Annotated in this window: 21 protein-coding genes and 1 tRNA gene; 17 read left to right on the forward strand and 5 right to left on the reverse strand. The window is 70.7% G+C overall.

Annotated features, from left to right (window positions below):
* Window positions 1-220: 220 nt before the first annotated feature.
* The 6 genes from J3S20_RS06460 (at window position 221) to J3S20_RS06485 (ending at window position 5,613) form a co-directional block, all read left to right on the forward strand.
* A complete protein-coding gene (locus J3S20_RS06460; protein WP_216835604.1) occupies window positions 221-1,546 on the forward strand; it encodes a tetratricopeptide repeat protein in 1,326 nt (441 codons plus the stop codon).
* A 58-nt stretch (window positions 1,547-1,604) separates the two neighbouring features.
* The gene (locus tag J3S20_RS06465) at window positions 1,605-1,970 is read left to right on the forward strand and encodes an ArsR/SmtB family transcription factor (RefSeq protein WP_216835605.1); all 366 of its coding nucleotides are present in this window, start codon (window positions 1,605-1,607) and stop codon (window positions 1,968-1,970) included.
* Window positions 1,967-2,500, forward strand: a complete 534-nt coding sequence (locus J3S20_RS06470) for an SRPBCC family protein (RefSeq protein WP_216835607.1) — start codon at window positions 1,967-1,969, stop codon at window positions 2,498-2,500. The genes J3S20_RS06465 and J3S20_RS06470 overlap by 4 nt, the downstream gene beginning before the upstream one ends.
* A gap of 64 nt (window positions 2,501-2,564) precedes the next feature.
* Window positions 2,565-3,524: an isopenicillin N synthase family dioxygenase gene (locus tag J3S20_RS06475; RefSeq protein ID WP_216835610.1), complete on the forward strand. Its 960-nt coding sequence runs from the start codon at window positions 2,565-2,567 to the stop codon at window positions 3,522-3,524.
* Window positions 3,525-3,562: 38 nt separating this feature from the next.
* Entirely contained in the window at window positions 3,563-4,687 is a 1,125-nt protein-coding gene (locus tag J3S20_RS06480; protein ID WP_216835611.1) for a glycosyltransferase family 4 protein, read from the forward strand.
* A complete protein-coding gene (locus J3S20_RS06485; protein ID WP_216835613.1) occupies window positions 4,684-5,613 on the forward strand; it encodes a glycosyltransferase family 9 protein in 930 nt (309 codons plus the stop codon). The genes J3S20_RS06480 and J3S20_RS06485 overlap by 4 nt, the downstream gene beginning before the upstream one ends.
* Window positions 5,614-5,616: 3 nt before the next feature.
* Here J3S20_RS06485 and J3S20_RS06490 read toward each other — a convergent pair whose 3' ends face one another.
* Complete coding sequence (locus J3S20_RS06490; protein ID WP_216835615.1) at window positions 5,617-7,101, reverse strand: NYN domain-containing protein; 1,485 nt, start codon at window positions 7,099-7,101, stop codon at window positions 5,617-5,619.
* Between the two features lie 136 nt (window positions 7,102-7,237).
* Between J3S20_RS06490 and thrS the strand changes: the two genes are divergently transcribed.
* Both thrS and infC read left to right on the forward strand, forming a co-directional pair.
* Window positions 7,238-9,199 (forward strand): threonine--tRNA ligase, encoded by a 1,962-nt coding sequence (thrS, locus tag J3S20_RS06495; protein WP_216835617.1) that lies wholly within the window; start codon window positions 7,238-7,240, stop codon window positions 9,197-9,199.
* A gap of 118 nt (window positions 9,200-9,317) precedes the next feature.
* The gene (infC, locus tag J3S20_RS06500; RefSeq protein ID WP_216835619.1) at window positions 9,318-9,842 is read left to right on the forward strand and encodes a translation initiation factor IF-3; all 525 of its coding nucleotides are present in this window, start codon (window positions 9,318-9,320) and stop codon (window positions 9,840-9,842) included.
* Window positions 9,843-9,915: 73 nt separating this feature from the next.
* On the opposite strand, the gene J3S20_RS06505 is transcribed toward infC, so the two are convergent.
* Complete coding sequence (locus J3S20_RS06505; RefSeq protein ID WP_216835621.1) at window positions 9,916-11,412, reverse strand: tripartite tricarboxylate transporter permease; 1,497 nt, start codon at window positions 11,410-11,412, stop codon at window positions 9,916-9,918.
* A gap of 455 nt (window positions 11,413-11,867) precedes the next feature.
* Between J3S20_RS06505 and ffh the strand changes: the two genes are divergently transcribed.
* From ffh to J3S20_RS06550, 9 genes are all read left to right on the forward strand, one after another.
* Complete coding sequence (gene ffh / locus J3S20_RS06510; RefSeq protein ID WP_216835623.1) at window positions 11,868-13,253, forward strand: signal recognition particle protein; 1,386 nt, start codon at window positions 11,868-11,870, stop codon at window positions 13,251-13,253.
* Between the two features lie 22 nt (window positions 13,254-13,275).
* Window positions 13,276-13,614 (forward strand): 30S ribosomal protein S16, encoded by a 339-nt coding sequence (gene rpsP / locus J3S20_RS06515; protein WP_168029287.1) that lies wholly within the window; start codon window positions 13,276-13,278, stop codon window positions 13,612-13,614.
* A gap of 27 nt (window positions 13,615-13,641) precedes the next feature.
* Window positions 13,642-14,157: a ribosome maturation factor RimM gene (gene rimM, locus J3S20_RS06520; protein WP_216835624.1), complete on the forward strand. Its 516-nt coding sequence runs from the start codon at window positions 13,642-13,644 to the stop codon at window positions 14,155-14,157.
* The gene (trmD, locus tag J3S20_RS06525) at window positions 14,154-14,912 is read left to right on the forward strand and encodes a tRNA (guanosine(37)-N1)-methyltransferase TrmD (protein WP_216835626.1); all 759 of its coding nucleotides are present in this window, start codon (window positions 14,154-14,156) and stop codon (window positions 14,910-14,912) included. The genes rimM and trmD overlap by 4 nt, the downstream gene beginning before the upstream one ends.
* A gap of 26 nt (window positions 14,913-14,938) precedes the next feature.
* The gene (gene rplS / locus J3S20_RS06530; RefSeq protein WP_216835628.1) at window positions 14,939-15,322 is read left to right on the forward strand and encodes a 50S ribosomal protein L19; all 384 of its coding nucleotides are present in this window, start codon (window positions 14,939-14,941) and stop codon (window positions 15,320-15,322) included.
* Window positions 15,323-15,394: 72 nt separating this feature from the next.
* Window positions 15,395-16,813 carry a 3-isopropylmalate dehydratase large subunit gene (gene leuC / locus J3S20_RS06535; protein ID WP_216835629.1) on the forward strand — a complete coding sequence of 473 codons (1,419 nt, stop codon included), beginning with the start codon at window positions 15,395-15,397 and terminating at the stop codon, window positions 16,811-16,813.
* Window position 16,814: 1 nt separating this feature from the next.
* Window positions 16,815-17,432: a 3-isopropylmalate dehydratase small subunit gene (gene leuD / locus J3S20_RS06540; protein ID WP_216835631.1), complete on the forward strand. Its 618-nt coding sequence runs from the start codon at window positions 16,815-16,817 to the stop codon at window positions 17,430-17,432.
* 84 nt (window positions 17,433-17,516) lie between these two features.
* Window positions 17,517-18,629 (forward strand): 3-isopropylmalate dehydrogenase, encoded by a 1,113-nt coding sequence (leuB, locus tag J3S20_RS06545; protein WP_216835633.1) that lies wholly within the window; start codon window positions 17,517-17,519, stop codon window positions 18,627-18,629.
* Between the two features lie 59 nt (window positions 18,630-18,688).
* A tRNA-Arg gene (locus tag J3S20_RS06550) sits at window positions 18,689-18,765 on the forward strand.
* A 183-nt stretch (window positions 18,766-18,948) separates the two neighbouring features.
* On the opposite strand, the gene J3S20_RS06555 is transcribed toward J3S20_RS06550, so the two are convergent.
* The 3 genes from J3S20_RS06555 to J3S20_RS06565 all read right to left on the reverse strand — a co-directional run bounded on the left by J3S20_RS06555 (window position 18,949) and on the right by J3S20_RS06565 (window position 24,085).
* Complete coding sequence (locus tag J3S20_RS06555) at window positions 18,949-20,451, reverse strand: calcium-binding protein (protein ID WP_216835635.1); 1,503 nt, start codon at window positions 20,449-20,451, stop codon at window positions 18,949-18,951.
* 326 nt (window positions 20,452-20,777) lie between these two features.
* The gene (locus J3S20_RS06560; RefSeq protein ID WP_216835636.1) at window positions 20,778-22,850 is read right to left on the reverse strand and encodes a hypothetical protein; all 2,073 of its coding nucleotides are present in this window, start codon (window positions 22,848-22,850) and stop codon (window positions 20,778-20,780) included.
* A gap of 137 nt (window positions 22,851-22,987) precedes the next feature.
* Window positions 22,988-24,085: an alpha-hydroxy acid oxidase gene (locus J3S20_RS06565; RefSeq protein WP_216835638.1), complete on the reverse strand. Its 1,098-nt coding sequence runs from the start codon at window positions 24,083-24,085 to the stop codon at window positions 22,988-22,990.
* Window positions 24,086-24,158 lie beyond the last annotated feature (73 nt).

Here is a 24,158-nt window from a genome sequence, read left to right on the forward strand (position 1 = left end):
CTTGGACCGGCCTAGCCTAGCCGCAGCCTCGGGCCAGCCCAACCCGCGCGCAACACAGGAGATGCAGGCGAAACCGTTTTTGCCCGGGCCCTGCAATCGGGATGAAACGCAAAGCCGCGACATAGCGCGCCCCCAGCAAGGGAATGCCGCGAGGGCTGCGCCGGGCCTGCCCGGCCAGCCCATCGTGCGGCGCCAACCCATCCCGCGTGAGTAGGAAGAGATGAATATCACCGATCGCTACGGCAATACGCTGTCCACCACCAACCGGGCGGCGGTGGACCGCCTGGACCAGGGGATGGAGGCGATCCTCGGCTTCCGCGCCGATCCGCTGGCGGAGGCCGATGCCGCCATCGCCGCCCAGCCCGATTTCGCCATGGCCCATGCCTTCCGCGCCAATCTGATGGTGATGTCCGGCGAGGCCGCGGCCGCCGCGGAAGGCCTGCGCAGCGTCGCCGCCGGCGAGGCCCTTCGCCATGCCAATGCGCGGGAGCAGGCGCATCTGGCCGCCGCGCGCGCCTGGTGCGAGGGTGACCTGGCACTGGCCCAGGCCCGCTACGGTGCGCTCAGCGCGGCGCATCCGCGCGACCTCTGCGCGCTGCAGCTGGCCCATACCCTCGACTTCTTCCTCGGCAATGCCGCCGGCCTGCGCGACCGGCCTACGCAGGCGCTGCGCGACTGGCGGGAGGGCGAGGATGGCTTCTCCTGGCTGCTCGGCATGCAGGCCTTCGGGTTGGAGGAATGCGGCGCCTATGCCGCGGCGGAACGCGCCGGGCGGATGGCGCTGGCGCTGAACCCCCGGGATGCCTGGGCCACCCATGCGGTGGCGCATGTGATGGAAATGCAGGGGCGGGACGAGGAGGGCACGGCCTTCCTGGCCGCAGGCGAGGCGGAATGGAGCGCCGCCGGCCTGCTCGCCGTGCACAACTGGTGGCACCTGGCGCTTTATCACCTGGAGCGCGGCGCGCAGGCGGAGGTGCTGGCGATCTACGACCGCGCCATCGCGCCGCATGCCGGCAGCGTGACGCTGGAACTGGTGGATGCCTCCGCCATGCTCTGGCGGCTGATGCTGCGCGGCATCGACACCGGCACGCGCTTCGAGGCGGTTTCCGCCGCCTGGGAGAGGACGGGCGGTGCCGGCTTCTATGCCTTCAACGACCTGCATGCGGTGATGGCGCATCTGGGCGCCGGCCGGGCCGCCCTGGCCGACCAGGTGCTGGCCGAAATGCGCCAGGCCGCGACGGGGCAGGGCACCAATGCGCGGATCACCCGCAGCATCGGCCTGCCGCTGGCCGAGGGCTTCGCCGATTTCCACCGCGGGGCGCATGCGGCGGCGGTGGCGCGGCTGGCGCCGGTGGCGGGGCTGGCGATCGGCTTCGGCGGATCCAATGCGCAGCGCGACGTGATCTGGCTGACGCTGCTGGAAGCATCGCTGCGCGCCGGCGAGCGCGGCACGGCGCGAGACCTGGCGGCGCGGCGGCTGGCGGCGAAGCCCGAAAGCCCCTTCGCGCGAGCGCAGATGGCGAGGGTCCAGGCCCGCGCCGCCTGAGCGGCATCAATCAACCATTCGGTTGACAATCCTGGGGCGGCTGGGCATATTCAACTGCATGGTTGAATTATCCCCGCCCCAGCTCGATACTGTCTTCCACGCCCTCGGCGATGCCACGCGGCGGCAGATGCTGCGCCACCTGGCCGAGGGCGAGCGCACGGTCGGCGACCTGGCGAAACCCTTCGCCATGTCGCTGGCCGCGGCCTCCAAGCACATCAAGGCGCTGGAGGCGGCGGGGCTGATCCACCGCGAGGTGCGCGGCCGCACCCATCTGTGCCGCCTCGCCCCCGGGCCGCTGGCCAGCGCGCATCGCTGGCTCGGCTTCTACGAGCGCTTCTGGACCGAGAGGCTGGATGGGCTCGAGCGCCTCCTCCGCGAGGAGGATGCGCGCAGGACTCGGACCCCCGAAGGAGACAAGCGATGAACGACCTCATGACGCTCGACGCCTATGGCAGGCTCACCGAGCCTGCCACGCTCACCATCCAGCGCCTGCTGCCGGGCCCCATCGAGCGCATCTGGGCCTATCTGACCGAGAGCGAGCTGCGCCGGCGCTGGCTGGCAGCCGGCGAGATGGAGCTGCGGCTCGGCGCCACCACGGAACTGGTCTGGCGCAACGAGCAGCTGAACGACCCGCCGACGCGCCGCCCCGAAGGCTTTGGGGAGGAGCACCGGATGCAGGTGGAGATCACGGAGCTGGACCCGCCGCGCCGGCTCGGCATCAGCTGGGGCAGCACGGGTGGCGTGACCTTCCTGCTGGAGAAGCAGGGAAGCGAGGTGCTGCTGACCGTGATCCATCGCCGGGTGGAGGATCGCGCGACGCTGCTGAATGTCAGCGCCGGCTGGCACGCGCATCTCGACATGCTGGCGGCCGATGCGGGCGGTGGGGTGAAGCCGCGCCACTGGGATCACTGGCTGCGGCTGCGCGCCGAGTATGATCGGCGCCTGCCGGGCTGATTCCCCGGCTTCACGCGCGGCGCTTTCCGCGTGCAGCATGGCGGCAGCCGAAGGAGGCTCCGCCATGCCCGATAGCTTGCCGATCATCGACGTGGCGGGGCTGCGCGCCGCAGATCCCGCCGCGCGGCACGCCGTCGCCACCGAACTCGGCGCCGCCTGCCGCGGCGCCGGCTTCTTCCTGGTCACCGGCCACGGCATTCCGGAGGCGGTGACGCAGGGGCTGTTCGGCGCGGCGCGGGCGCTCTTCGCCCTGCCGGATGCGGCCAAGCAGGCCGTGTCCATCCGCCGCTCGCCGCACAATCGCGGCTATGTCGGCCTCTCCGAGGAACAGCTGGACCCCACCAAACCCGCGGACCGGAAGGAGGCTTTTAATGTTGGCCTCGACCTGGCGGCGGACGATCCGGAGGTGCTGGCCCAGAAGCCGTTCCGTGGCGTGAACCTGTGGCCGGAGGGCGCGCCAGAGTTGCGCAGCGCCATCCTGGCGCATTTCGACGCCGCCTGGGCCTTGGGCCGGCTGCTGCATCGCGGTTTCGCGCTGGACCTCGGAATTGAAGAAGACTTCTTCGAGGACAAGCTGGACCGCCCGCTGGCGACGCTGCGCCTGCTCCACTACCCGGCCGGCGGCGGCACCGATGCGGCGCTCGGCGCGGGCGAGCACACCGACTACGGCAATGTCACCGTCCTCGCCACCGATGGCGTGGCGGGGCTGGAGGTGAAACGCCGCGCGGGCGGGTGGGAGGAGGTGCCGCAGGTGCCGGGCGCCTTCGTCTGCAATATCGGCGACTGCCTGATGCGCTGGACCAACGACGTCTATGTCTCCACCCCGCATCGCGTGCGAGCGCCGGCCGCAGAGCGCTATTCCGCGGCCTTCTTTCTCGACCCGAATCCGGAGACGGTGGTGGCGGTGCTGCCTGGCTGCACCGGGACCGGCAACCCAGCGCGCTACCCCCCGGTCACCGGCGCCGATTACCTGCGCCAGAAGCTGGACGCGACCTATGCGCATCGGCGCGCGCCGGCGGGCTGATGGACGCCTCGCATCGGCGGGGGTAGGAACGGCGCGCCATGACCCTGCCCCCTGCCGTGCTCCAGGTGCTGCCCGCTCTGGCCTCCGGCGGGGTGGAGCGCGGCACCATCGAAATTGCCGAGGCGATCCGCGATGCGGGCCTCCGCCCAATCGTCGCCTCCGCCGGCGGTGCGCTGGTGGCGGATCTGGCGGCGCTCGGCGTGCCGCATCTGGCGCTGCCGCTGGCGACGAAATCGCCCCTCGGCATCTGGCGCAATGCCGCGGCGCTGACGGCGCTGGCCCGCGAGCACGGCGTGCGGATCATCCATGCGCGGTCGCGCGCACCCGCCTGGTCCGCGCTGCTGGCCGCGCGGCGCGCGGGCGCGGCCTTCGTCACCACCTATCACGGCGCCTATAACGAGAACCTGCCCGGCAAGCGGCTGTACAATTCCGTCATGGCGCGCGGCGACCGCGTGATCGCCATCAGCCGTTTCATCGCGGAGCTGGTGGAACAGCGCCACGGCGTGCCCCCCGCGCGCATCCGCCTGATCCCGCGCGGCGTCGACCCGCGCCGCTTCGACCCGGCCGCGGTCGTACCGGAGGCCATCGCCGCGCAGCGCCGCGACTGGGGCGCCGCGCCCGGCGAGGCGGTGATCCTTCTGCCCGGGCGGCTGACGCGTTGGAAGGGCCAGTCGGTGCTGGTGCAGGCGCTGGCGCTGCTGCCCGCCACCAGCCGCGTGGTGCTGGCCGGCGGCGGCCGCGACGGTTTCCGGGACGAGCTGCTGGCGCTGGCGGCGCGCCTCGGCGTCGGTGACCGGCTGCGCATCCTCGGCCATGTGCCGGACCTGGCGCTGGCGCTGGCCTCCGCCGATATCGTCGTCCATGCCAGCACCGATGCCGAAGCCTTTGGCCGCACCGTGATCGAGGCGCAGGCCATGGCGCGGCCCGTCATCGCCGCCGATCTCGGCGGGCCGCGCGAAACGGTCGAGCATGGCGCCACCGGCTGGCGCGTGCTGCCCGGCGATCCGGCGGCGCTGGCCGCGCTGCTGGCGCAGGTTCTGGCGATGCCGGACGCGGCGCGGCAGGCAGTGGGCGAGGCGGCCCGCCAATCCGTGCTGCGCCACTACAGCACCGCCGCGATGCAGGCCGCGACCCTCGACGTCTATCGGGAGCTTCTGGGATGACCGCCCCCGCCATCCTGGTGATCCGACTCGGCGCGCTGGGCGATTTCGTCCAGTCCTTCGGCCCCTTCGCCGCGATCCGCGCGCATCACCCGGGTGCCCGCATCGTGCTGCTGACCACGCCGCCCTTCGCCGATCTCGCCCGGCGCAGCCCCTGGTTCGACGAGGTCTGGTCCGAGGGCCGGCCCGCCTGGCACGACCCCCGCGCCGTGCTCGGCCTGCGCCGGCGGCTGCGCCAGGCGCGTTTCGGGCGGGTGTACGACCTGCAGACCTCGGGCCGATCCTCCCGCTACCGCTGGCTGGTGGGGCTCGGCGTCGAATGGTCTGGCGTGGCGCGCGGCGCCTCCCACCCCCATGCCAATCCGGATCGCGACAGCCTGCACACCATCGAGCGGCAGCGGGAGCAGCTGGAGGCGGCGGGCATCACGCGCTTCCCCGTGCCGGACCTCGGCTGGCTGGATGGCGACCTGACCGCCTTTGACCTGCCACGGCGCTTCGCCCTGCTGGTGCCCGGCGCCTCTCCTCAGAGGCCGGGCAAGAAATGGCCGGAGGGGCGCTTCGCCGCCTTCGCTGCGGAGAGCCCGGTGCCCTGCCTGGTGCTTGGCGGCAAGGCCGAGGTGGAGATGGCCGAGCGGATCGTGGCCGCGGCGCCGGGCACCCGAAACCTGGCTGGCCGCACCGGCTTCGCCGAGATCGCGGCCTTGGCGCGCCGCGCCAGCTTCGCCCTGGGCAACGACACCGGCCCGACCCATCTGGTCGCCGCCGCCGGCTGCCCGACGCTGGCGCTGTTCGGCGCCGAGAGCGACCCGGCGCTGTGTGCCCCGCGCGGCCCCAGCGTCGCCGTGCTGCGGCATGTGCCGCTGGCCGGGCTGGGGCTGGAGGCGGTGCGCGCGGCGCTGGCCGGCATCCTGCCGCTGGAGCTCAACTGAGGCTCAGCGCAGCCCGTACTGCGTCCAGGCGCGCAGCGCCTCGCTCTCCGTCTCGCTCAGCTTTTCGCCCAGCGCGCGCAGCGTGTTCACCAGCGTGGCAAACAGCACGCGGGCCAGGCGGGCCGCGCCTTCCGGCGTGGCCGGTTCATGCAGCTTGACGTAGCCGCGCATCAGCCAGCGCAGCAGGGCCGTCACCTCCCGCGCCGAGACGCAGAAGCCCTGCGCGGCGGCGGCTTCCGCCAGCTCCGGCGCCGCGGTGGCGGGATCCAGCGGCAGGGCTTCGGAGATGGCGTTCAGCAGGAAGCCGAGCTCGGCGGGGGTGAAGGCGGGCAGGTCGTGCGGCAGGCCCTTGGGGTCGCGCGAGCCCCAGAACAGGTCCCGCAGCAGCTGCGCCGCCTGGGCCATGGCGAGGTCGGGGCTGGAGCTGGGCGAGGGCGGGGCCTCGGGCGGCGGCTCGGCGGTCTCGGGCACCGGATCCGGAGCCGCTTCTGGCGCCGGATCGGGCGCCGGATCCGCCTGGGCCGCTTCCTCCTGCCCCTGCTCCTCCGGCATCAGATCGCTCGGCGCCGCACCACGCTCCGCGTCAAAAACCCAGCGCCGCGCCGGCGGGCCGGAGAGGGAGAGGCGGCGGTCGCGCGCCTCCTCGATCAGCGCGCCGAGCGAGCCCGCGCCGGCATAGTCCGTGCTGCGCAGGGCCGGGAAGGCGCGGGGCAGGGCCTGGCCGAGATCGGTCAGGCGCATCGCGCCATTCGGGCTGCGCGCCACCGCCTCCCGCACCCAGTCCAGCGCCTGGGCGCGAAGGGTGGCGAGGTCCGTCCCGCGCGGCTCCGCCAGGCGCGGCGGGGCGGGTTGCGCGGGGGGCGGGGCATGGGCGGAGAATTGCGCGATGGGCAGGTTGCCCATGCCGGCATGGGCGAATTCATCCAGCCCCACCACCAGATCCGCCGCCGCCAGATAGGCGGCCTTGGCGGTGTCCTGCGCCAGCACGGTGATGCGCCGGTCATGTGCCCGAAGCCGCGCGAGGGCCGGCAGGAAGTCGCTGTCGCCCGAGAGCAGCACGAATTCGTCGAAATGCGTGCGGTGGTCCAGCGCCTCCCGGATATCGAGGGCCATCTTCATGTCGGCGCTGTTCTTCAGCCAGGCGATGGGTGGGCAATCCACCACGTCGAAGCCGGCCTGCACGAAGGCGGCGCGGAATTCGGAGAAGTAGGTGCGGTTGCGCAGGTCTCGTGCGGCCCGGTACCGGGCCACGGGCCGGCCGAGTTGGAAGTCGTGGTATCCGCCCGGGTTCAGGTAGCAGCGGCGCACCAGGGTGCGCCGGGTGGCGGGCCTGCCGCCTTCCTCCCGCCCCTCCAGCCAGGCGAGCCAGGCGTCGGGGCGCTCGCCGAAGGCATAGGCCGCCCTCTCATCCCAGCGCAGCAGGGCCATGAAGACATTGTCGAAATCGACGTAAAGCGCCGCGCGCGGCGGCGGGTCTTGATCGGTCATGCAGTCATCCAGGCAAAAACGGAGAGTCATTCAGGGAATGGGGCGCCTGCCATGCCCTGCCGCGCCTTGACGGCGGGGCAACAGGCTGGCCATGGTCCGCGCCCCTTATCGCACAGCCCAGGAGCCTTGTATTCCAATGCCCGCGATCACCCTGCCTGACGGTTCCGTCCGCGATTTCGCCGGGCCCGTCACCGGCACGACGGTCGCGGCCAGCATCGGCCCCGGCCTGGCCAAGGCTGCGCTCGCCATGCAGGTGGATGGCGTGCTGCGCGACCTGTCGGACGAAATCTCGGCCGATGCCAGCCTGCGCTTCATCACCCGCCGCGACCCCGAGGCGCTGGAGATGATCCGCCACGACACCGCCCATGTGCTGGCGGAGGCGGTGCAGGACCTGTTCCCGGGCACCCAGGTGACCATCGGCCCGACCATCGAGAACGGCTTCTACTACGACTTCTTCCGCAACCAGCCCTTCAGCGTCGAGGACTTTGCCGCCATCGAGGCGCGGATGCGGGAGATCGTGGCGCGCAACGCGGCGTTTAAGCGCAGCGTGGTGTCCCGCGCCGAGGCCACCGCGCTGTTCGAGAAGAAGGGCGAGGCCTTCAAGGTCGAGTTGATCCGCGACCTGCCGGAGGGCGTGGAGATCAGCCTCTACAGCCAGGGCGACTGGATCGACCTCTGCCGCGGGCCGCATATGCGCTCCACTGGCGATGTCGGCACCGCCTTCAAGCTGACCAAGGTCGCCGGCGCTTATTGGCGCGGCAAGTCCGAGAACCCCGTCCTGTCCCGCATCTACGGCACCGCCTGGCGCGACCAGAAGGAGCTGGATGCCTATCTGCTGCAGGTCGAGGAGGCGGAGCGCCGCGACCATCGCCGCATCGGGCGGGAGATGGACCTGTTCCACCTGCAGGAGGAAGCCACCGGCAGCGTCTTCTGGCACCCCAAGGGCTGGAAGCTGTACCGGACGGTGGAAGACTATATGCGCCGCCGGCTGGACCAGGCCGACTACCAGGAGGTGAAGACCCCCCAGGTGCTGGATCGCCGCCTGTGGGAAGCCAGCGGGCATTGGGAGAACTATCGCAAGAACATGTTCATGGCGACGGTGGAGGACCAGGACGAGGCGCATCGCGCCCTCGCCCTGAAGCCGATGAACTGCCCCTGCCATGTGCTGATCTTCAACCAGGGCCTGCGGTCCTACCGCGAGCTGCCGCTGCGCATGGCCGAATTCGGCGCCTGCCATCGCTACGAACCCTCCGGCGCGCTGCACGGCATCATGCGCGTGCGCGCCTTCACCCAGGACGATGCGCATATCTTCTGCACCGAGGCACAGATCGCCGAGGAGACGGTGCGCTTCGTGGCGCTGCTGACCGCGGTCTATCGCGACCTGGGCTTCGACAGCTTCCGGGTGAAATTCTCCGACCGCCCGGCCGAACGCGCCGGCAGCGACGCCGTCTGGGACCAGGCGGAGGATGCGCTGCGCCGCGGCTGCGAGGCGGCCGGCGTCTCCTACGAGATGAATCCGGGGGAGGGCGCCTTCTATGGCCCGAAGCTGGAATTCGTGCTGCGGGATGCCATCGGCCGCGACTGGCAATGCGGCACGCTGCAGACCGACTTCGTGCTGCCGGAACGGCTGGGCGCGGAATATGTGGCGGAGGATGGCAGCCGAAAGCGACCCGTCATGCTGCACCGCGCGGTGCTGGGCAGTTTCGAGCGCTTCATCGGCATCCTGATCGAGCAATATGCCGGGCGCTTCCCGCTCTGGCTGGCCCCTGTTCAGGTGGTGGTCGCGACCATCGTCTCCGACGCCGATGACTATGCCCGCCAGGCGGCGGCGGCGCTGGCCAAGGCCGGGCTACGGGTGGAGTTCGACCTGCGGAACGAGAAGATCAACCGCAAGGTGCCGGACCATATCGGCGCCCGCGTGCCGGTGCTGGCCGTGGTCGGGCGGCGGGAGGCAGAGGAGGGCATGCTGGTGCTGCGCCGCCTGCCGGGGCGGGAGCAGGAGACGCTGCCGCTGGCCGAAGCCGTCGCCCGGCTGGCGGCGGAAGCCACCCCGCCGGACCGGGTCGAGGCTGAAAAGGCGCCTGTTGCGGCGCAATAACGCCATATTTTGCGGAGTCGCGCGCCTGGCTGGCGCTTGCTTCGGCCGGGTCGCATCGCCATAACAAGCGCGAATACGCCTTGAACCACGACAGGAGAGCGCTATAGCCCGAGGTCCAATGCCCGCCCAGTTGCCGACGCGCGACGGCCCGCGGGTCAATGAAGACATCCGTGTCCCCCAGGTCCGCCTGATCGACCAGGACGGCGAGATGATCGGGGTGATGTCTGCGCGCGACGCGTTGCTGCGGGCCTATGAGGTCGGGCTCGACCTGCTCGAGATCAGCCCCAATGCGGTGCCGCCCGTCTGCAAGATCACGGATTACGGCAAGTACAAGTACGAGCAGCAGAAGAAGGCCAATGAGGCGCGCAAGCGCCAGAAGGTCGTCGAGCTGAAGGAAATCAAGGTCCGTCCGAACATCGACGACCACGACTACGAAGTGAAGATGCGCCAGATGAAGGAATTCATCGGCGAGGGCGACAAGGTGAAGGTGACGCTCCGTTTCCGCGGCCGCGAGATGGCGCACCAGGACCTGGGCCTGAAGGTGCTGGACCGGATCCGGACGGAGCTGGCGGAGGCCACCAAGGTGGAATCCATGCCGCGCCTGGAAAACCGCCAGATGATCATGGTGCTGGCGCCTAAATAGGGCACCGGTGGATCATCGAGTTGGGAGCGGCCCCGCCATCCGGCGGGGCCTTTTTCATGGGTGGAGGCGTGGCTCACCCGGCCTCCATCGCCTCCTCCTTCTTCTTGCGGATGGTGGGCAGCAGCATCATCGTCAGCGCGATGCCGGCCAGCACCAGCAGCGTGCCGCTGATCGGCCGCTCGATGAAGGTGGAGGGATCGCCGCGCGACAGCAGCATGGCGCGCCGCAGGTGTTCCTCCATCATCGGGCCCAGCACGAAGCCCAGCAGCAGCGGCGCCGGCTCCAGCCGGAACTTCTTGAACATGTATCCGATGCCGCCCCAGACGGCCATCATATAGACGTCGAAGATGTTGTTGTTCAGGCTGTAGGACCCGATGCAGCAGAACACCAGGATGCCGGCAAAGAGATACTTGTAGGGCACCCGCAGCAACTGTACCCAGATGCCGATCATCGGCAGGTTGATGACCAGCAGCATCAGGTTGCCGACCCACATGGAGGCGATCAGCCCCCAGAAGAGCTCCGGCTGCGCCTCCACCATGCGGGGGCCGGGCTGGATGCCCTGGATGATCAGCGCGCCCGTCATCAGCGCCATGACGGCGTTGGACGGGATGCCCAGCGTCAACAGCGGGATGAAGCTGGCCTGCGCCCCGGCGTTGTTGGCGCTTTCCGGCCCGGCCAGGCCCTCGATCGCGCCATTGCCGAAGCGCTCCGGCCGCCGCGAGATCCGCCGCTCCACCATGTAGGAGCCGAAGGAGGACAGCGAGGCGCCGCCGCCGGGCAGGATGCCCAGCACGGTGCCGAGCAGCGTGCCGCGGATGGCCGCCGGCGTGGCGTAGCGCCATTCCTCCCGCGTCAGCCATAGCCGGCCGCGCTTGGCGACGATGCCCTTGCGGATCTCGGGATTCTCCAGGTTCACCATAATCTCGGCGATGCCGAACAGGCCCATGGCGAGCACCACGAAGTTGATGCCGTCCGAAAGTTCGGGGATGCCGAAGGTGAAGCGCTGCTGGCCGGTCTGCACATCCGTGCCGATCATGCCGATGCCGACCCCCACCACCACCATGGCGATGGCCGCCAGCACGCTGCCCTGCGCCAGGATGCAGGAGACGATCAGCCCCAGCAGCATCAGCGAGAAATAGTCCGGCGGCCCGAAGGACAGCGCCACGGAGGTGAGCAGCGGGCCGGACAAGGCGACGACGAAGGTGGAGACCGATCCCGCGAAGAAGGACCCGATGGCCGCCGCGGCCAGCGCCGCGCCGGCGCGGCCCTGCTGCGCCATCTTGTAGCCCTCGATGGCGGTGACGACGCCCGAGATCTCGCCCGGCAGGTTCAGCAGGATGGCGGTGGTGGAGCCGCCATACTGGGCGCCGTAATAGATGCCGGCCAGCATGATGATGGCGGTGGTCGGATCCAGCCCGAAGGTCAGCGGCAGCAGCAGGGAGATGGTGGCGGTCGGGCCGAGGCCCGGGAGCACGCCGATGGCGGTGCCGACCATGGCGCCGAGGAAGGCGAAGCTGAGGTTCTGGACGGTCAGGGCGACGGAGAAGCCGAGGATCAGGTTATCCAGCATGCGGCGCCGCCCTCAGCCGAGCAGGATGCGGTGGCGGCCGGCAAGGGCCCGGCCATTGGCGGGGCGGCCGGGCCTGGCATGGGTTGAGCGGGTTAGATTGTCTTTCATGGGGAGCCTCCATTTTTGGGGAATGCCGCCGCGACCGGGCGCTGGGCTCCGACTTGCTGCTGAAGATGCAGCAATTCCGCCAGACAAAAGCCGTAATTCTGTCCCAATTTTATATTGCTGCGTTCGAACGGTCCTATCGCGTGCCGTTGCCCCGGCGTTCCGGCGGCTTGGCCAGGGAAAACTTGACGCGGCTGGGGCGGAGGGCTAACCGCAAGCCCGTTCGGTCGCCCGGACACCCTTAGGTCGCCCCGCCTGATGCGGGTCGGCTCCGTCGCTCCGCGAAGGCTCGCGCAGCGGCGCGATTTCGTTTGGGCGATCCTGTGGTTGGAAAGGGCAGTACCGCCGCGATGTTTGAGGCGCTGGGCAACAGGCTGACAGGGGTCTTCGACAAGCTGCGCCGCCGCGGCGCGCTGTCGGATGCCGATGTGGCGGAGGCGCTGCGCGAGGTGCGCGTGGCGCTGCTGGAGGCCGATGTCGCCCTGCCGGTGGTGAAGGACCTGGTGAACCGCGTGCGCGACCGCGCCGTGGGCCAGGAGGTCATCCGCAGCGTCTCCCCGGCCCAGCAGGTCATCAAGATTGTCAACGACGCGCTGGTCGAAGCGCTCGGGGGCGGTGAGGGCGATGACGGCAAGCGCGGCATCGACCTGAACGCGCCTTCCCCGCTGCCCATCCTGATGGTCGGCCTGCAGGGTTCGGGCAAGACCACGACGTCCGGCAAGATCGCACTGCGGCTGCGGACGCGGGATCGCAAGAAGGTCCTGCTTGCCTCGCTCGACGTGCACCGCCCGGCGGCGCAGCTGCAGCTGCAGCAGCTGGCGGACCGCGCCGAGGTCACCTGCCTGCCCATCGTCGCGGGCCAGAAGCCGCTCGAGATCGCCGCCCGCGCGCTGGACGTGGCGCGCCGCGAACTGTTCGACGTGGTGATCCTCGACACCGCCGGCCGCCTGTCCATCGACGCCGAGCTGATGGCCGAAGTCGCCGCGGTGAAGGCCTTCGCCAAGCCGCATGAGACGCTGCTGGTGGTCGATGCGATGACCGGCCAGGATTCGGTGCAGACCGCACGCGCCTTCAACGAGCAGGTGGGCGTCACCGGCATCGTCATGACGCGCGTCGATGGCGATGCGCGCGGCGGTGCCGCGCTGTCCATGCGGGCTGTGACCGGCGCGCCGATCAAGCTGCTGGGCGCCGGCGAGAAGCTGGATGCGCTGGAGGATTTCCATCCCGATCGCATCGCCAACCGCATCCTCGGCATGGGCGATATCGTCTCCCTCGTCGAGCGTGCGGCGGAGACGATCGACCAGGCGGAAGCCGAAAAGCTCGCCCGGAAGATGCAGAAGGGGTCCTTCGACCTCGAGGACTATGCCCAGCAGATCAAGCAGATCGGCAAGATGGGCTCGCTGTCGGGCATCCTCGGCATGCTGCCGGGCATCGGCAAGATGAAGGCGCAGATCGAGAACGCCAATCTCGACCAGTCCATGCTGAAGCGCCAGGCCGCCATCATCTCCTCGATGACGGTGAAGGAACGGCGGAAGCCGGAGCTGATCAAGGCCTCGCGCAAGAAGCGCATCGCCGCGGGCTCCGGCACCACGGTTCAGGAAGTCAATCGCCTGCTGAAGCAGTTCGACGACATGTCGGACATGATGAAGCGGATGAACAAGATGGGCCAGAAGGGAATGATGCGCGGCGGCCTCGCCTCGCTGATGCCCGGCCTTGGCAACAAACGACCCTTTTGAAGATCAGGAGAAGGTAACCCTCATGGGCCTCAAGATCCGCCTCGCGCGCGCCGGCGCCAAGAAGCGTCCCTACTACCACATCGTGGTGGCCGACAGCCGTAGCCCGCGCGACGGCCGCTTCATCGAGAAGCTGGGCAGCTACAACCCGATGCTGCCGTCGGACCACCCCGACCGCGTGCGCCTGTTTGCCGAGCGCATCACGCATTGGAAGTCCGTCGGCGCGCTGCCGACCGAGCGCGTGGCGAAGTTCCTCGGCCATGCCGGCCTGGCGCCGATGCCGGTGTATCCGGAGCAGCCGAAGCAGTCCGCGCCGAAGAAGAAGGCGCAGGAGCGCGCCGCCGCGAACGCCGCGGCGGGCTGAGCTTAAAGGGCCGGACAGGTGGCGCGGGTGCAGCGGGTGATCGTGGGCGAGATCGGCAGGCCGCATGGCGTGCGCGGCCTCGTGCGCCTGCGCGCCTTCACCGCCGACCCGGCCGCCCTTGCCAGCTACGGCCCGCTGACCGATGAGGCCGGCACCCGCCGCTTCGCCGTGACGCCGCTGCCGGAAGGCATCGCCCGCATCGAGGGGATCACGGACCGCGACCAGGCCGCGAAGCTGACCGGCGTGAAGCTCTATGCCGATCGCGACCGCCTGCCGCCGCCCGAGGATCCGGAGGAGTTTTTCCTCTGCGATCTCGAAGGCCTTGCCGCCCATGGCGAGGACGGTTTCGTGCTCGGCGTGGTGCGTGCGGTGGAGGATCACGGCGCGGGGCCCTTCCTGGTGGTCGACGGTCCGTCGGGGGAGCTGCTGCTGCCCTTCACCAAGGCCGTGGTGCCGGTGGTGGATGTCGCCGCTGGCCGCCTCACCGTCGTGCCGCCGGCCGAGATCGTCGTGCAGCCCCAGCCCGGGGAAGACGCGGCATGACCTGGCAGGCGACCATCCTGACCCTGTTCCCCGAAATGTTTCCGGGGCCGCTCGGCCTGTCCCTCGCGGGCAAGGGTTTGCGGGAGGGGCGCTGGGCGATCGAGGCCATGGATATCCGCGGCTTCGCAACCGACCGGCACCGCAGCGTGGACGACACGCCCTTCGGTGGCGGCGCGGGCATGGTGATGCGGCCGGATGTGCTGGATGCCGCCTGCGAAGCCGCCACCGCCGCCAATCCCGGCGCGCCGCTGGTCTATCTGACGCCGCGTGGGCGTCTGCTGGACCAGGCGCTGGTCCGTGACCTCTCGGCCGGCCCTGGCGTGGTGCTGCTCTGCGGCCGCTACGAGGGCGTCGACCAGCGGGTGATCGAGGCACGGCAGATGGTCGAGGTCTCCGCCGGCGACTTCGTGCTGTCGGGCGGGGAGCCCGCGGCGCTGCTGCTGCTCGATGCCTGCATCCGGCTGCTGCCGGGCGTGATGGGCGGGGCGGCCAGCGCGGCGGAGGAAAGCCACGGCACGGACGGCCTGCTGGAATATCCGCACTATACGCGGCCCGCCGAATGGCAGGGCCGCCGCGTGCCCGATGTGCTGCTCTCCGGCCACCATGCCGAAGTGGCCCGCTGGCGCCGCGCCGAGGCGGAGGCCGCGACCCGCGCGCGGCGGCCGGACCTCTGGGACCAATTCACCCGCCGCAAGGCGGAGCAACCGAACACGGCCAAGGCGGGGCGGCTGGACGGCCACCCGGCCGCCGCCTAGATGCATCAATTGGAAGGAACCACCCGATGAACCTGCTCCAGCAGTTCGAGGCCGCCCAGCAGGCGCGCCTCTCCGAGAACCGCCCGACGCCGGCCTTCGATGCGGGCGATACGCTCCGCGTCATGGTGAAGGTCGTCGAAGGCGAGCGCACCCGCGTGCAGGCCTATGAAGGCGTCTGCATTGCCCGCAGCAACCGCGGCCTGAACAGCAACTTCACCGTCCGCAAGCTGTCCTACGGCGAGGGCGTGGAGCGCATCTTCCCGCTCTACTCCCCGAACGTGGCGGAGATCGTGGTGGTGCGTCGCGGCAAGGTGCGGCGCGCGAAGCTGTATTACCTGCGTGGCCGGACCGGCAAGTCCGCGCGCATCGAGGAGCGGGCGCGCGACAAGCGCGAGACCGCGGCAGCCTGACCCGACTTTGGCCCCGCCCATGATGGCGGGGCCTTTGTCTGGGGGAGGGCAAGAAGGCAAAAGGGGAAAGCGATGGCCGGGCCACGCACGCTGTTCGACAAGATCTGGGATGCGCATGTCGTGGAGACGCTGCCGGATGGCACCGCGGTTCTCTACATCGACAAGCACCTCACCCACGAAGTCACCAGCCCCCAGGCCTTCGAAGGGCTTCGCCTCGCTGGCCGCAAGGTGCGGCGGCCGGATGCCACCATCGCGGTGGTCGACCACAACATCGCCACCGATAGCAGCCGCTACGGCCGCATCGAGGATCCCGAGAGCCGCCAGCAGGTCGAGACGCTGGAGCGCAACGTCGTCGAATTCGGCGTGCCCTATATTCCGCTGACGGATATCCGCCAGGGCATCGTGCATGTGATCGGGCCGGAACTCGGCCTGTCCCTGCCGGGCATGACGCTGGTCTGCGGTGACAGCCACACCTCCACCCATGGCGCGCTCGGCGCGCTCGCCTTCGGCATCGGCACGTCGGAGGTGGAGCATGTGATGGCCACCCAGACGCTGCTGCAGAAGCCGGCGAAGAACATGCGGGTGACGGTGAACGGCAAGCTGCCGGCCGGCTGCACGGCCAAGGACATCGTGCTGGCCATCATCGGCAAGATCGGCACCGGCGGTGGCACCGGTCATGTCATCGAATATGCCGGCGAAGCGATCCGCGCGCTGGACATGGCCGGGCGCATGACGCTCTGCAACATGACCATCGAGGCCGGCGCCCGCGCCGGCATGGTGGCGCCGGACCAGGTGACCTTCGACTACGTGAAGGGCCGCCCCTTCGCGCCGAAGGGCGCGGATTTCGACAAGGCCGTGGCCTGGTGGAAGACGCTGCCCTCCGACGAAGGCGCGCATTTCGACAAGGAAGTGGTGCTGGACGCGGCCGAGATCGCGCCGCAGGTCACCTGGGGCACCAACCCCGAGGCCGTGCTGCCGATCACCGGCACCGTGCCGGACCCGGCGCTGGTCGAGGATGAGGACCGCCGCGCGCAGATGCAGCGCATGCTGCAATACATGGACCTGCAGCCGGGCCAGAAGCTGGAGGGCCTCAAGATCGACGTCGCCTTCATCGGCTCCTGCACCAATTCCCGCATCGAGGATATCCGCGCCGCCGCCGCCATTGCCCGTGGAAAGAAGGTCGCGGAAGGCGTGCGCGCCCTGGTCGTGCCCGGCTCCGGCCTGGTGAAGAAGCAGGCGGAGGATGAGGGGCTCGACATCGTCCTGAAGGAAGCCGGCTTCGAATGGCGTGAGGCGGGTTGCTCCATGTGCCTCGGCATGAACCCGGACAAGCTGAAGCCGGGCCAGCGCAGCGCCAGCACCTCCAACCGCAATTTCGAGGGCCGCCAGGGCCCCGGCGGCCGCACCCATCTCGTCTCCCCCGCCATGGCGGCGGCGGCGGCGATCCATGGCCAGCTGGTCGATATCCGCAAGCTGCAGGAGGGTGTGTGAGATGAAGGCCTTCACCACGCTCACCGGCGTCGCCGCACCCATGCCGGCCGCGAATATCGACACCGACAAGATCATCCCGGCGCGCTTCCTGAAGACCATCGCGCGCACCGGCCTAGGCAAGTCGCTGTTTGCCAACATGCGCTACAATGAGGACGGCACGGAGAACCCCGACTTCGTGCTGAACCAGGAGCCCTACCGGAAGGCGGAGATCCTGATCGCCTTCGACAATTTCGGCTGCGGCTCCTCCCGCGAGCATGCGCCCTGGGCACTGCTGGATTTCGGCATCCGCTGCGTCATCGCGCCGGACTTCGCCGACATCTTCCACTCCAACAGCTTCAAGAATGGCGTGCTGCCGGTGGCGCTGCCGCGCGAAGTGTGTGAGCAGCTGATGGAAGACGCCCGCATGGGCGGCAATGCGCGCCTCACCGTGGACCTGGAGCGCCAGGTGGTGGTGCGGCCGAATGGGGAGGAAATCCCCTTCAAGGTCGATCCCTTCCGCCGCCACCTGCTGCTGAACGGGCTGGACGATATCGGCCAGACGATGCAGCACGCGCCGGCGATCGACGGCTTCGAGGCCAAGCAGCGCGCGGCGCAGCCGTGGTTGTACGCTGAGACCTGAGTAGTTTGGGGGCCGTCCTGGCCCCCGCCCCGACCCTCCCCCGCGAGGCGGGGGAGGGAGAGCTTTCCCCGACAGGACACCCCCATGCCCGCGAACAAGAAGCTTCTCATCCTGCCCGGTGACGGCATCGGGCCGGAGGTGATGCGCGAGGTGCGCCGCCTCATCGACTGGATGGACCGCCGCCGCAGCGTCACCTTCGAGATCACCGAGGGCCTGGTCGGCGGTGCCGCGCTGGATGCCACCGGCTCGCCCTGCCCGGATGAGACGGTGGCCGCGGCCGCCGCGGCGGATGCCGTGCTCTTCGGCTCCGTCGGTGGCCCCAAGTGGGACAGCCTGCCCTTCGACAAGCGCCCCGAACTCGGCATCCTGCGGCTGCGCAAGGATCTCGGCCTGTTTGCCAATCTGCGTCCCGCCGTCGTGCTCGATGCGTTGATCGATGCCTCCGCGCTGCGGCCGGAGCTGGTGCGCGGCCTCGACATCATGATCGTGCGCGAGACCACCGGCGGCATCTATTTCGGCGAGCCGCGCGGCATCCATGTGAACGAGCAGGGCAAGCGCGTCGGCATCGACACGGAGATCTACTCGGAAGACGAGATCGCCCGCGTCGCCCGCGTCGCCTTCGACCTGGCCCGCAAGCGCCGCAACAAGGTGACGAGCGTCGAGAAGGCGAATGTCATGCAGTCCGGCCGCCTGTGGCGCGCCGTGGTGGGCGAGGTCGGCAAGGCCGAGTACCCGGACGTCGAGCTGGAGCACATGTACGCCGACAACTGCGCCATGCAGCTGGCCTCGCGGCCGAAGCAGTTCGACGTGGTGCTGGGCGGCAACCTCTTCGGCGACGTGCTGTCGGACCTCGCCGCGGCGCTGACGGGCTCGCTCGGCATGCTGCCCTCCGCCACTATCGGCGCGCTGCAGCCCGATGGCCGGCGCAATGCGCTGTATGAGCCGATCCACGGCTCGGCGCCGGATATCGCCGGCAAGGGCGTCGCCAATCCCAGCGCGCAGATCCTGTCCTTCGCCATGCTGCTGCGCCTGTCCTTCGGCATGGACGAGGATGCGGCGCTGATCGAGCAGGCGGTGGAGAGGGTGCTCGGCGGCGGGCTGCGCACGGCCGATATCATGGCTCCCGGCATGGCCCGCGTGGGCACCACCGTGATGGGCGAGGCGGTGCTGCGGGAGCTGGAAAAACTCTCCGCCTAGAAATGCGGATGGCGGGGTTGCGCGATCCCATCGCCCCCGCTATCTAGCGCCTCCCGTGCGGACCCGTAGCTCAATTGGATAGAGCACCAGACTACGGATCTGGGGGTTAGGAGTTCGAATCTCTTCGGGTCCGCCACGGGTTTCTTTTTCGCCAGGACACCGGCCCTTCGGGGCCGGTCTGCAGACCGGGTGGCGCGGGTTTGCAGACGGTGTTTCGGGGCGCAGCGCGCCGCTTCTTCCACATGATCCAGCTTGGTGCGCGGGGCGGTTCGGCTTCGCGCAAGGCCGGCCCGGGATGTCCCGGGCCGGGTCGTCTTGGTCAGGCGAAGATGAAGTCGCTGGCCGATAGGCCCGCTGCCTGCAGGCCACCGAGATCTGTGATATCGGTGAAGCGGGCGATCGAGACCGCCGTGTCCGGCGCCGAGACCACCAGCAGGCTGGCCACGTTCACCGTGCTGTTGAAGTACACGATCATGTCGCCCGCCTGCTCGCCCTGCGCCGCCTGCACCGCCAGGGCGCCGGAGGCGAAGCCCGTGTCGGTCAGCACCATAACGCCCTGGCCGTTCGAGCCCGCCGCCGCCCCGCTGTAGAAGCTGGACACCTGGCCGCCGGATGCGCCGCCGCCATTGATGAAGTTGGCGCCGCTGGCATCGTTCCGGATGCCCGCGGCGTCGAAGATCAGCGTGTCATCCGCCGCGCTGAAATCGGTGATGCTGGCGAAGGCCGGACCGGTGCCGGCCGCCAGCGGCGTCTGCGGGTCGGCGAAGCGGAAGACGAAGCGATCGGCGCCGGACCCGCCGGTCAGCACATCCAGCCCCTCTCCGATCAGCAGCGTATCGTCGCCGGACCCGCCATTGAGCACATCCGCCGAAAGGTCGCCGCGGCCGGTGAAATTGCCCGAATCGCCGGCCAGCACGTCGTTGCCGGCGCCGCCGATCAGCTGGTCGATGCCGGTGCCGCCGGTGATGGTGTCGTTGCCGTCATTGCCCAGCAGACGGTCGGCGCCGGCATCGCCGCGGATCGCGTCATTGCCGCCATTGCCCTGCACCTGGTCATCGCCCGCGCCGCCCAGGATGGTGTCGTTGCCGCCGCCGCCGCGCACGCTGTCATCCCCGCGATTGCCGAGGATGCGGTCGGCGCTGGCGCCGCCGATCATGCGGGAGCCGACCGCCTCGATCTCGCCGGAGGCCACCGGCAGCACCAGCTTGTAGCCCGCCGTGCCGTCGATCTCGCCCGTCGTGCCGGCGCCCGCGCTGCCATCGACGGTCAGGCCGTGGATGACGAATTCGCGCAGCTCCAGCGGGAACAGCTGCTCGGCGACGATGCCTGCGGCGAGGCCCTGGCCGGCGCCGATGTCGAAGGTCTCGTAGTAGCGGATGCTGCCATCCGGCGCCGTCGGGAAGCCGGACAGGCCGGCGCCGGGCGGGTTGGTCAGGTTCATCAGGATGGGCCCATAGGCCGGCAGGCCCTCGCCGAGCTCGACGAAGCCGTCACCATCGGTGTCGAGGCCGAGGGAGGGGGTGTTGCTCTCCTGCGGCTGGCCGGTGGGGGAGAGGCGGCCGTGGATGTGCTGGATGTGGATCTGGTCCGGTTCCAGCCCGTCGGCATGGACATGCACGGTCAGGCGGCTGCCGAGCCGCGCGACCTCGGCGAAACCGCTGACGCCGGAGCCGTTGAGGGCGGTGAATTCGACCCGGCCCAGGTCGATGGCCGTCAGCGTATCGCCGTTCTGATCGGCGCGCAGCGTGGTCTGGAAGATGACAGGCGGCAGGGAGGGACCGTCCCCATGGTTCGGATCGGGCGCGTGGTGAGAATGGCTCATCTTGGGCATCTCCACTCCGGCAGCGAAAATGCGCCGCCGTCCCCCGCGCTACGGGCGGGCGCGGGCGTTGGACGCGCAGATCACGGGAACGTCATCTCGGCCCGTGCATCTGCTCCGGATCCATGGATCCGGTCGAGGGCCGGGTCGCGCCCTTGGGCAGGCCCAGGGCGGTCAGGCGGTGGCGTCGTTCTCCGCGCAAGGCAGATACATCGGTGTTGCCGCCCGCGCTGGCCGCGGGGCAGCGAGCGACAACGGCATCCAATCCGGCGTCCCTTCGGGCAGGCATGGAAGGCCGCCCGGGGATGCGCCCTAGGGCGCTCCGCACCTCACGGAGCGCTGATCCCAGCCGGCGGCGCCGGCGGCGGGTCGCGGCGCGGGCGCAGGAAGGCGTAGACCACCAGCAGGAAGCCCGCGACCCAGGCGACGCCGATGATCCAGCTGCGCCAGGGCCGCAGCGCGGCCAGCCAGGCGGTGGCGCCGGCCAGGGACATGCCCTCGGGCCGCGGCGCCTCGGGATAGGCGATGCGCAGCGCCGGCGCCGGCCCGCTCGACCAGGCCAGCGCCACGCCCTGGCCATCGAGCAGCGCGATATCGCCCTGGCCGAGGCGGGGTGCCGCGGCCGGCAGCAGCGGCACCGGGCCCACATGGCGCAGCCAGAGGCCGGGATGGCCCCCCGCCGTCAGCAGCTGCGCCGCGATCAGCCGGTGCAGCCCGCCGAGTTCCAGCACGGGCCGGCCCTCCCGATTCGAGAGCAGGATGCGGCCGGCATCGAAGCGCAGCAGCGGGTCGCTGTCCGCCGGCGGCTCGATAGTGGCCGCGACGAAGGGGCCGGAGGGGGCGGCGGGGGTGCCGGGCTCGGCCAGCGTCACCCGCAGCGGCGCGGCGGCGGGCACCACGGCGCGCATCACCCAGAGCAGCGGGTTCAGCCCCTCCGCCACCAGTACCCGGCCGGGGGCATCCACCAGCACCTCCACCCCCGCGCCGAAGGCCGACGGCAGGTCCAGGAAGTCGCGCGGCGGGCCGGCCGGCGCCAGGCGCAGCAGGGAGGAGGGCAGCAGCTGCGCCGGGCCGCTGGCCGCCGCGCGGTTCACCACGACCGAGAGGGTGTTCTCCGCCGCCAGGGCGCTGGCCTGAACCGGCAGCACCAGCCGGGCGCTGCCCTCGGCCGAGAGGGTCGCGGCGCCCAAAATCTCGTTGTTCAGCAGCACGGTGCCAACGGCGCGCGCCCCGCCGGGGTCCGGCGCCGCGCGCAGCGCCACCTCCAACGCCTCCAGCCGCGTGCCAGGCGGGAGGTCGCGGGTGGAGAAGGACAGGGTCCATTCGGCCCGCGCGGCCTCCTGCGGCGCCGTGCTGCCGCTGAGCGCGGCGAAGGGCAGGGTGGCAGTGGCCGAGGACGCGGCAGCGCCCTCCGTGCCGCCGGAGACGGCGCCCATCAGCGCCGCCTCCCGCAACGGGCTGTCGAGCAGCCGGGCCATGCGTTCCGGCGAGGGGCCGCCCAGGGTCAGCACCGGCACGCCGTCCAGCATCCGCACCGCCGCGGCCTCGGCACCCAGTCCCACCAGCACGGCGCCGCTGGCCCAGATGCGGGTGCCGCCCGGGCCAGGCAGGGCGCGGCCGGGCGGGGCACTGGCGATCGACACCTCCCGCCCCGTGGCGGCCAGGGCCAGGCCGATCTGCAGCGCGGCGGTGGCCTCGGCCGGGCTGATCGGGCCGGGGCGCAGCAGCACCTGCGTCGCCTGCGGCAGCAGGCGGAACAGCGCCGCCACGGAAAGCTCCGCCGGGTCGGGCAGCAGCAGGGTCAGGTGGCTGTCCGGCCGCAAGCTGGCGCTGGCAGGATCGGGGTCGCCGACCAGCCGCAACTCGATGCTGAGGGCTCCATCGGGCTGCGCCAGCAGATCCTCCGGCAGCGGCATTTCGATGGCGAGCGGGCCGGGCGCGTCGCTGAAGGCGCGGCTTTCCAGCAGCCGGCCCTCCGCGCGAAGTTCCACGGCATGGCGGCCGCCGAAGGGGGCGGCGAGGTCGATCGCCAGCGCCAGGCGGCCCGCCAGGCCCGGCTGGTTGCGCGGCAGCGGCACCGTCAGCGTGACGCCGCGCTGGTCGAAGGGCAGGCCGGCGGCCGGGCCGAGCTCCGCCAGGCCGATCCGCCGCTGCAGCGGCGGGCCAGCGCGGGGTGCGTCTCGGGGCGCTTCGCGGGGGACAATCCCCGGCTGCGCCGGCTGGGGCGCCAGGCTGGCCGGCGGCGCCGGGGGCGGCGGCAGGGGCAGCGGTTCCGTGGCCGACGGCCGGGCGCGGGTCTGCGCCTGCGCCATGGGCAGGCCTGGCGGCAGGCCCATCGGCAGCAGCGCCAGGGCGAGGAGCGTCGCGGCGGCGCGGCGAAGGATTGGGCGTTCGGCTCGCACGGGTCCTCGGTCAATCAATGCGCCGCAAGCGGCCGGACCGGCAGCTGGGCGCGGCACCGGCCTGGGGATCGCGCGGCGAGCCAGGCTGAAGGGCGGTTACTATTCCACCCGCCGCGCGGCGGCGGCAAGGGAAGCTCTCAGTAGCGATCCGGCTCGGCCAGCAGCGGGAAGGCGGAATGCACATGCGGCGGCACCACCGGCGCCACCTGGTGCAGCATGGACCGCTCGACCGCGGCGAAGCTGGTGGCGCCCAGCAGGCCGAGGCAGGTCTGCACCTCGTCCTCCAGCAACTGCAGCACGCGCAGCACGCCGTGCTGGCCGGCGGCAGCCAGGCCGTAGCAGTAGAGCCGGCCGAGGCCCACCACCTCCGCCCCCAGCGCCACGGCCTTCACCAGGTCCGTGCCGCGGCTGATGCCGCCATCCATCCAGACCCGGGCGCGGCCGGACACGGCTTCCACCACCTCCGGCAGCACGGCGAGCGAACCGCGGCCGTGGTCGAGCTGGCGGCCGCCATGGTTCGAGACATAGACCACCTCGATCCCATGCTCGACCGCCATAGCGGCGTCCTCGGCCGTGCCGATGCCCTTCAGGATCAGCGTGACGTTCGGATGCGCCGCGCGCACGCGGGCGATGTCGGCCCAGGACAGCGCGGCCTGGTAGTTCATGCCGGAGGACCGCGCCCGCCAGTGCTTCACGAAGCGCTTGGCGATGTCGCGTTCGCGCCGGCTGTAATGGGCGGTGTCCACCGTGATGGCGAAGGCGTCGTAGCCCGCATCCATGGCGCGGCGGATGTGTTCGTCGATGAACTCCGGCCCGCCGCGGACATAGAGCTGGAAGACCTTGGCGCCATCCGGATTGGCCTGGGCGGAGCCCTCCAGCCCCGGCTCCGTCACGCTGCTGACGATGATCGGCACGCCGAATTCGGCCGCCGCACGGCCCGCCGTCGCCGCGCCACCGGGATCGAAGGAATCGAGCGAGCCGACCGGGGCGAGGGCCACCGGCAGCCGGATGCGGCGCTTGCCCAGGAAGTCCCCGCTGCTGTCCACCTGGCTGACATCGCGCAGCACGCGCGGGCGGAAGGCCCAGGCATCGAGCGATGCGCGATTGCGCATCATCGTGGTCTCGGTCTCTGTCGCGCCGACCAGGTAGTCCCAGATATTGGCGTTGAGCTTTAGCTTCGCGGCCTTCACCAGCTCATGCAGCGTCTGGAAACGTTCCTGGCCTTCGGTCGACATGCGTTCTTCCTTTCCCCCCGCCCTGGCGGGCTGCGTCGGCAGTCTGCAACGGCCTGCCGGCGCAGCCTAGAGC

Origin of the sequence: Falsiroseomonas tokyonensis (genome assembly GCF_019024325.1) — a bacterium.
Lineage (GTDB): Bacteria > Pseudomonadota > Alphaproteobacteria > Acetobacterales > Acetobacteraceae > Falsiroseomonas > Falsiroseomonas tokyonensis.

Bases quoted from the DNA above. Each gene is read 5' to 3' on its own strand.
- J3S20_RS06460 (WP_216835604.1), top strand. From the start codon at position 221: ATGAATATCACCGATCGCTACGGCAATACGCTGTCCACCACCAACCGG.
- J3S20_RS06465 (WP_216835605.1), top strand. From the start codon at position 1,605: ATGGTTGAATTATCCCCGCCCCAGCTCGATACTGTCTTCCACGCCCTC.
- J3S20_RS06470 (WP_216835607.1), top strand. From the start codon at position 1,967: ATGAACGACCTCATGACGCTCGACGCCTATGGCAGGCTCACCGAGCCT.
- J3S20_RS06475 (WP_216835610.1), top strand. From the start codon at position 2,565: ATGCCCGATAGCTTGCCGATCATCGACGTGGCGGGGCTGCGCGCCGCA.
- J3S20_RS06480 (WP_216835611.1), top strand. From the start codon at position 3,563: ATGACCCTGCCCCCTGCCGTGCTCCAGGTGCTGCCCGCTCTGGCCTCC.
- J3S20_RS06485 (WP_216835613.1), top strand. From the start codon at position 4,684: ATGACCGCCCCCGCCATCCTGGTGATCCGACTCGGCGCGCTGGGCGAT.
- J3S20_RS06490 (WP_216835615.1), bottom strand. From the start codon at position 7,101: ATGACCGATCAAGACCCGCCGCCGCGCGCGGCGCTTTACGTCGATTTC.
- thrS (WP_216835617.1), top strand. From the start codon at position 7,238: ATGCCCGCGATCACCCTGCCTGACGGTTCCGTCCGCGATTTCGCCGGG.
- infC (WP_216835619.1), top strand. From the start codon at position 9,318: ATGCCCGCCCAGTTGCCGACGCGCGACGGCCCGCGGGTCAATGAAGAC.
- J3S20_RS06505 (WP_216835621.1), bottom strand. From the start codon at position 11,412: ATGCTGGATAACCTGATCCTCGGCTTCTCCGTCGCCCTGACCGTCCAG.
- ffh (WP_216835623.1), top strand. From the start codon at position 11,868: ATGTTTGAGGCGCTGGGCAACAGGCTGACAGGGGTCTTCGACAAGCTG.
- rpsP (WP_168029287.1), top strand. From the start codon at position 13,276: ATGGGCCTCAAGATCCGCCTCGCGCGCGCCGGCGCCAAGAAGCGTCCC.
- trmD (WP_216835626.1), top strand. From the start codon at position 14,154: ATGACCTGGCAGGCGACCATCCTGACCCTGTTCCCCGAAATGTTTCCG.
- rplS (WP_216835628.1), top strand. From the start codon at position 14,939: ATGAACCTGCTCCAGCAGTTCGAGGCCGCCCAGCAGGCGCGCCTCTCC.
- leuC (WP_216835629.1), top strand. From the start codon at position 15,395: ATGGCCGGGCCACGCACGCTGTTCGACAAGATCTGGGATGCGCATGTC.
- leuD (WP_216835631.1), top strand. From the start codon at position 16,815: ATGAAGGCCTTCACCACGCTCACCGGCGTCGCCGCACCCATGCCGGCC.
- leuB (WP_216835633.1), top strand. From the start codon at position 17,517: ATGCCCGCGAACAAGAAGCTTCTCATCCTGCCCGGTGACGGCATCGGG.
- J3S20_RS06555 (WP_216835635.1), bottom strand. From the start codon at position 20,451: ATGAGCCATTCTCACCACGCGCCCGATCCGAACCATGGGGACGGTCCC.
- J3S20_RS06565 (WP_216835638.1), bottom strand. From the start codon at position 24,085: ATGTCGACCGAAGGCCAGGAACGTTTCCAGACGCTGCATGAGCTGGTG.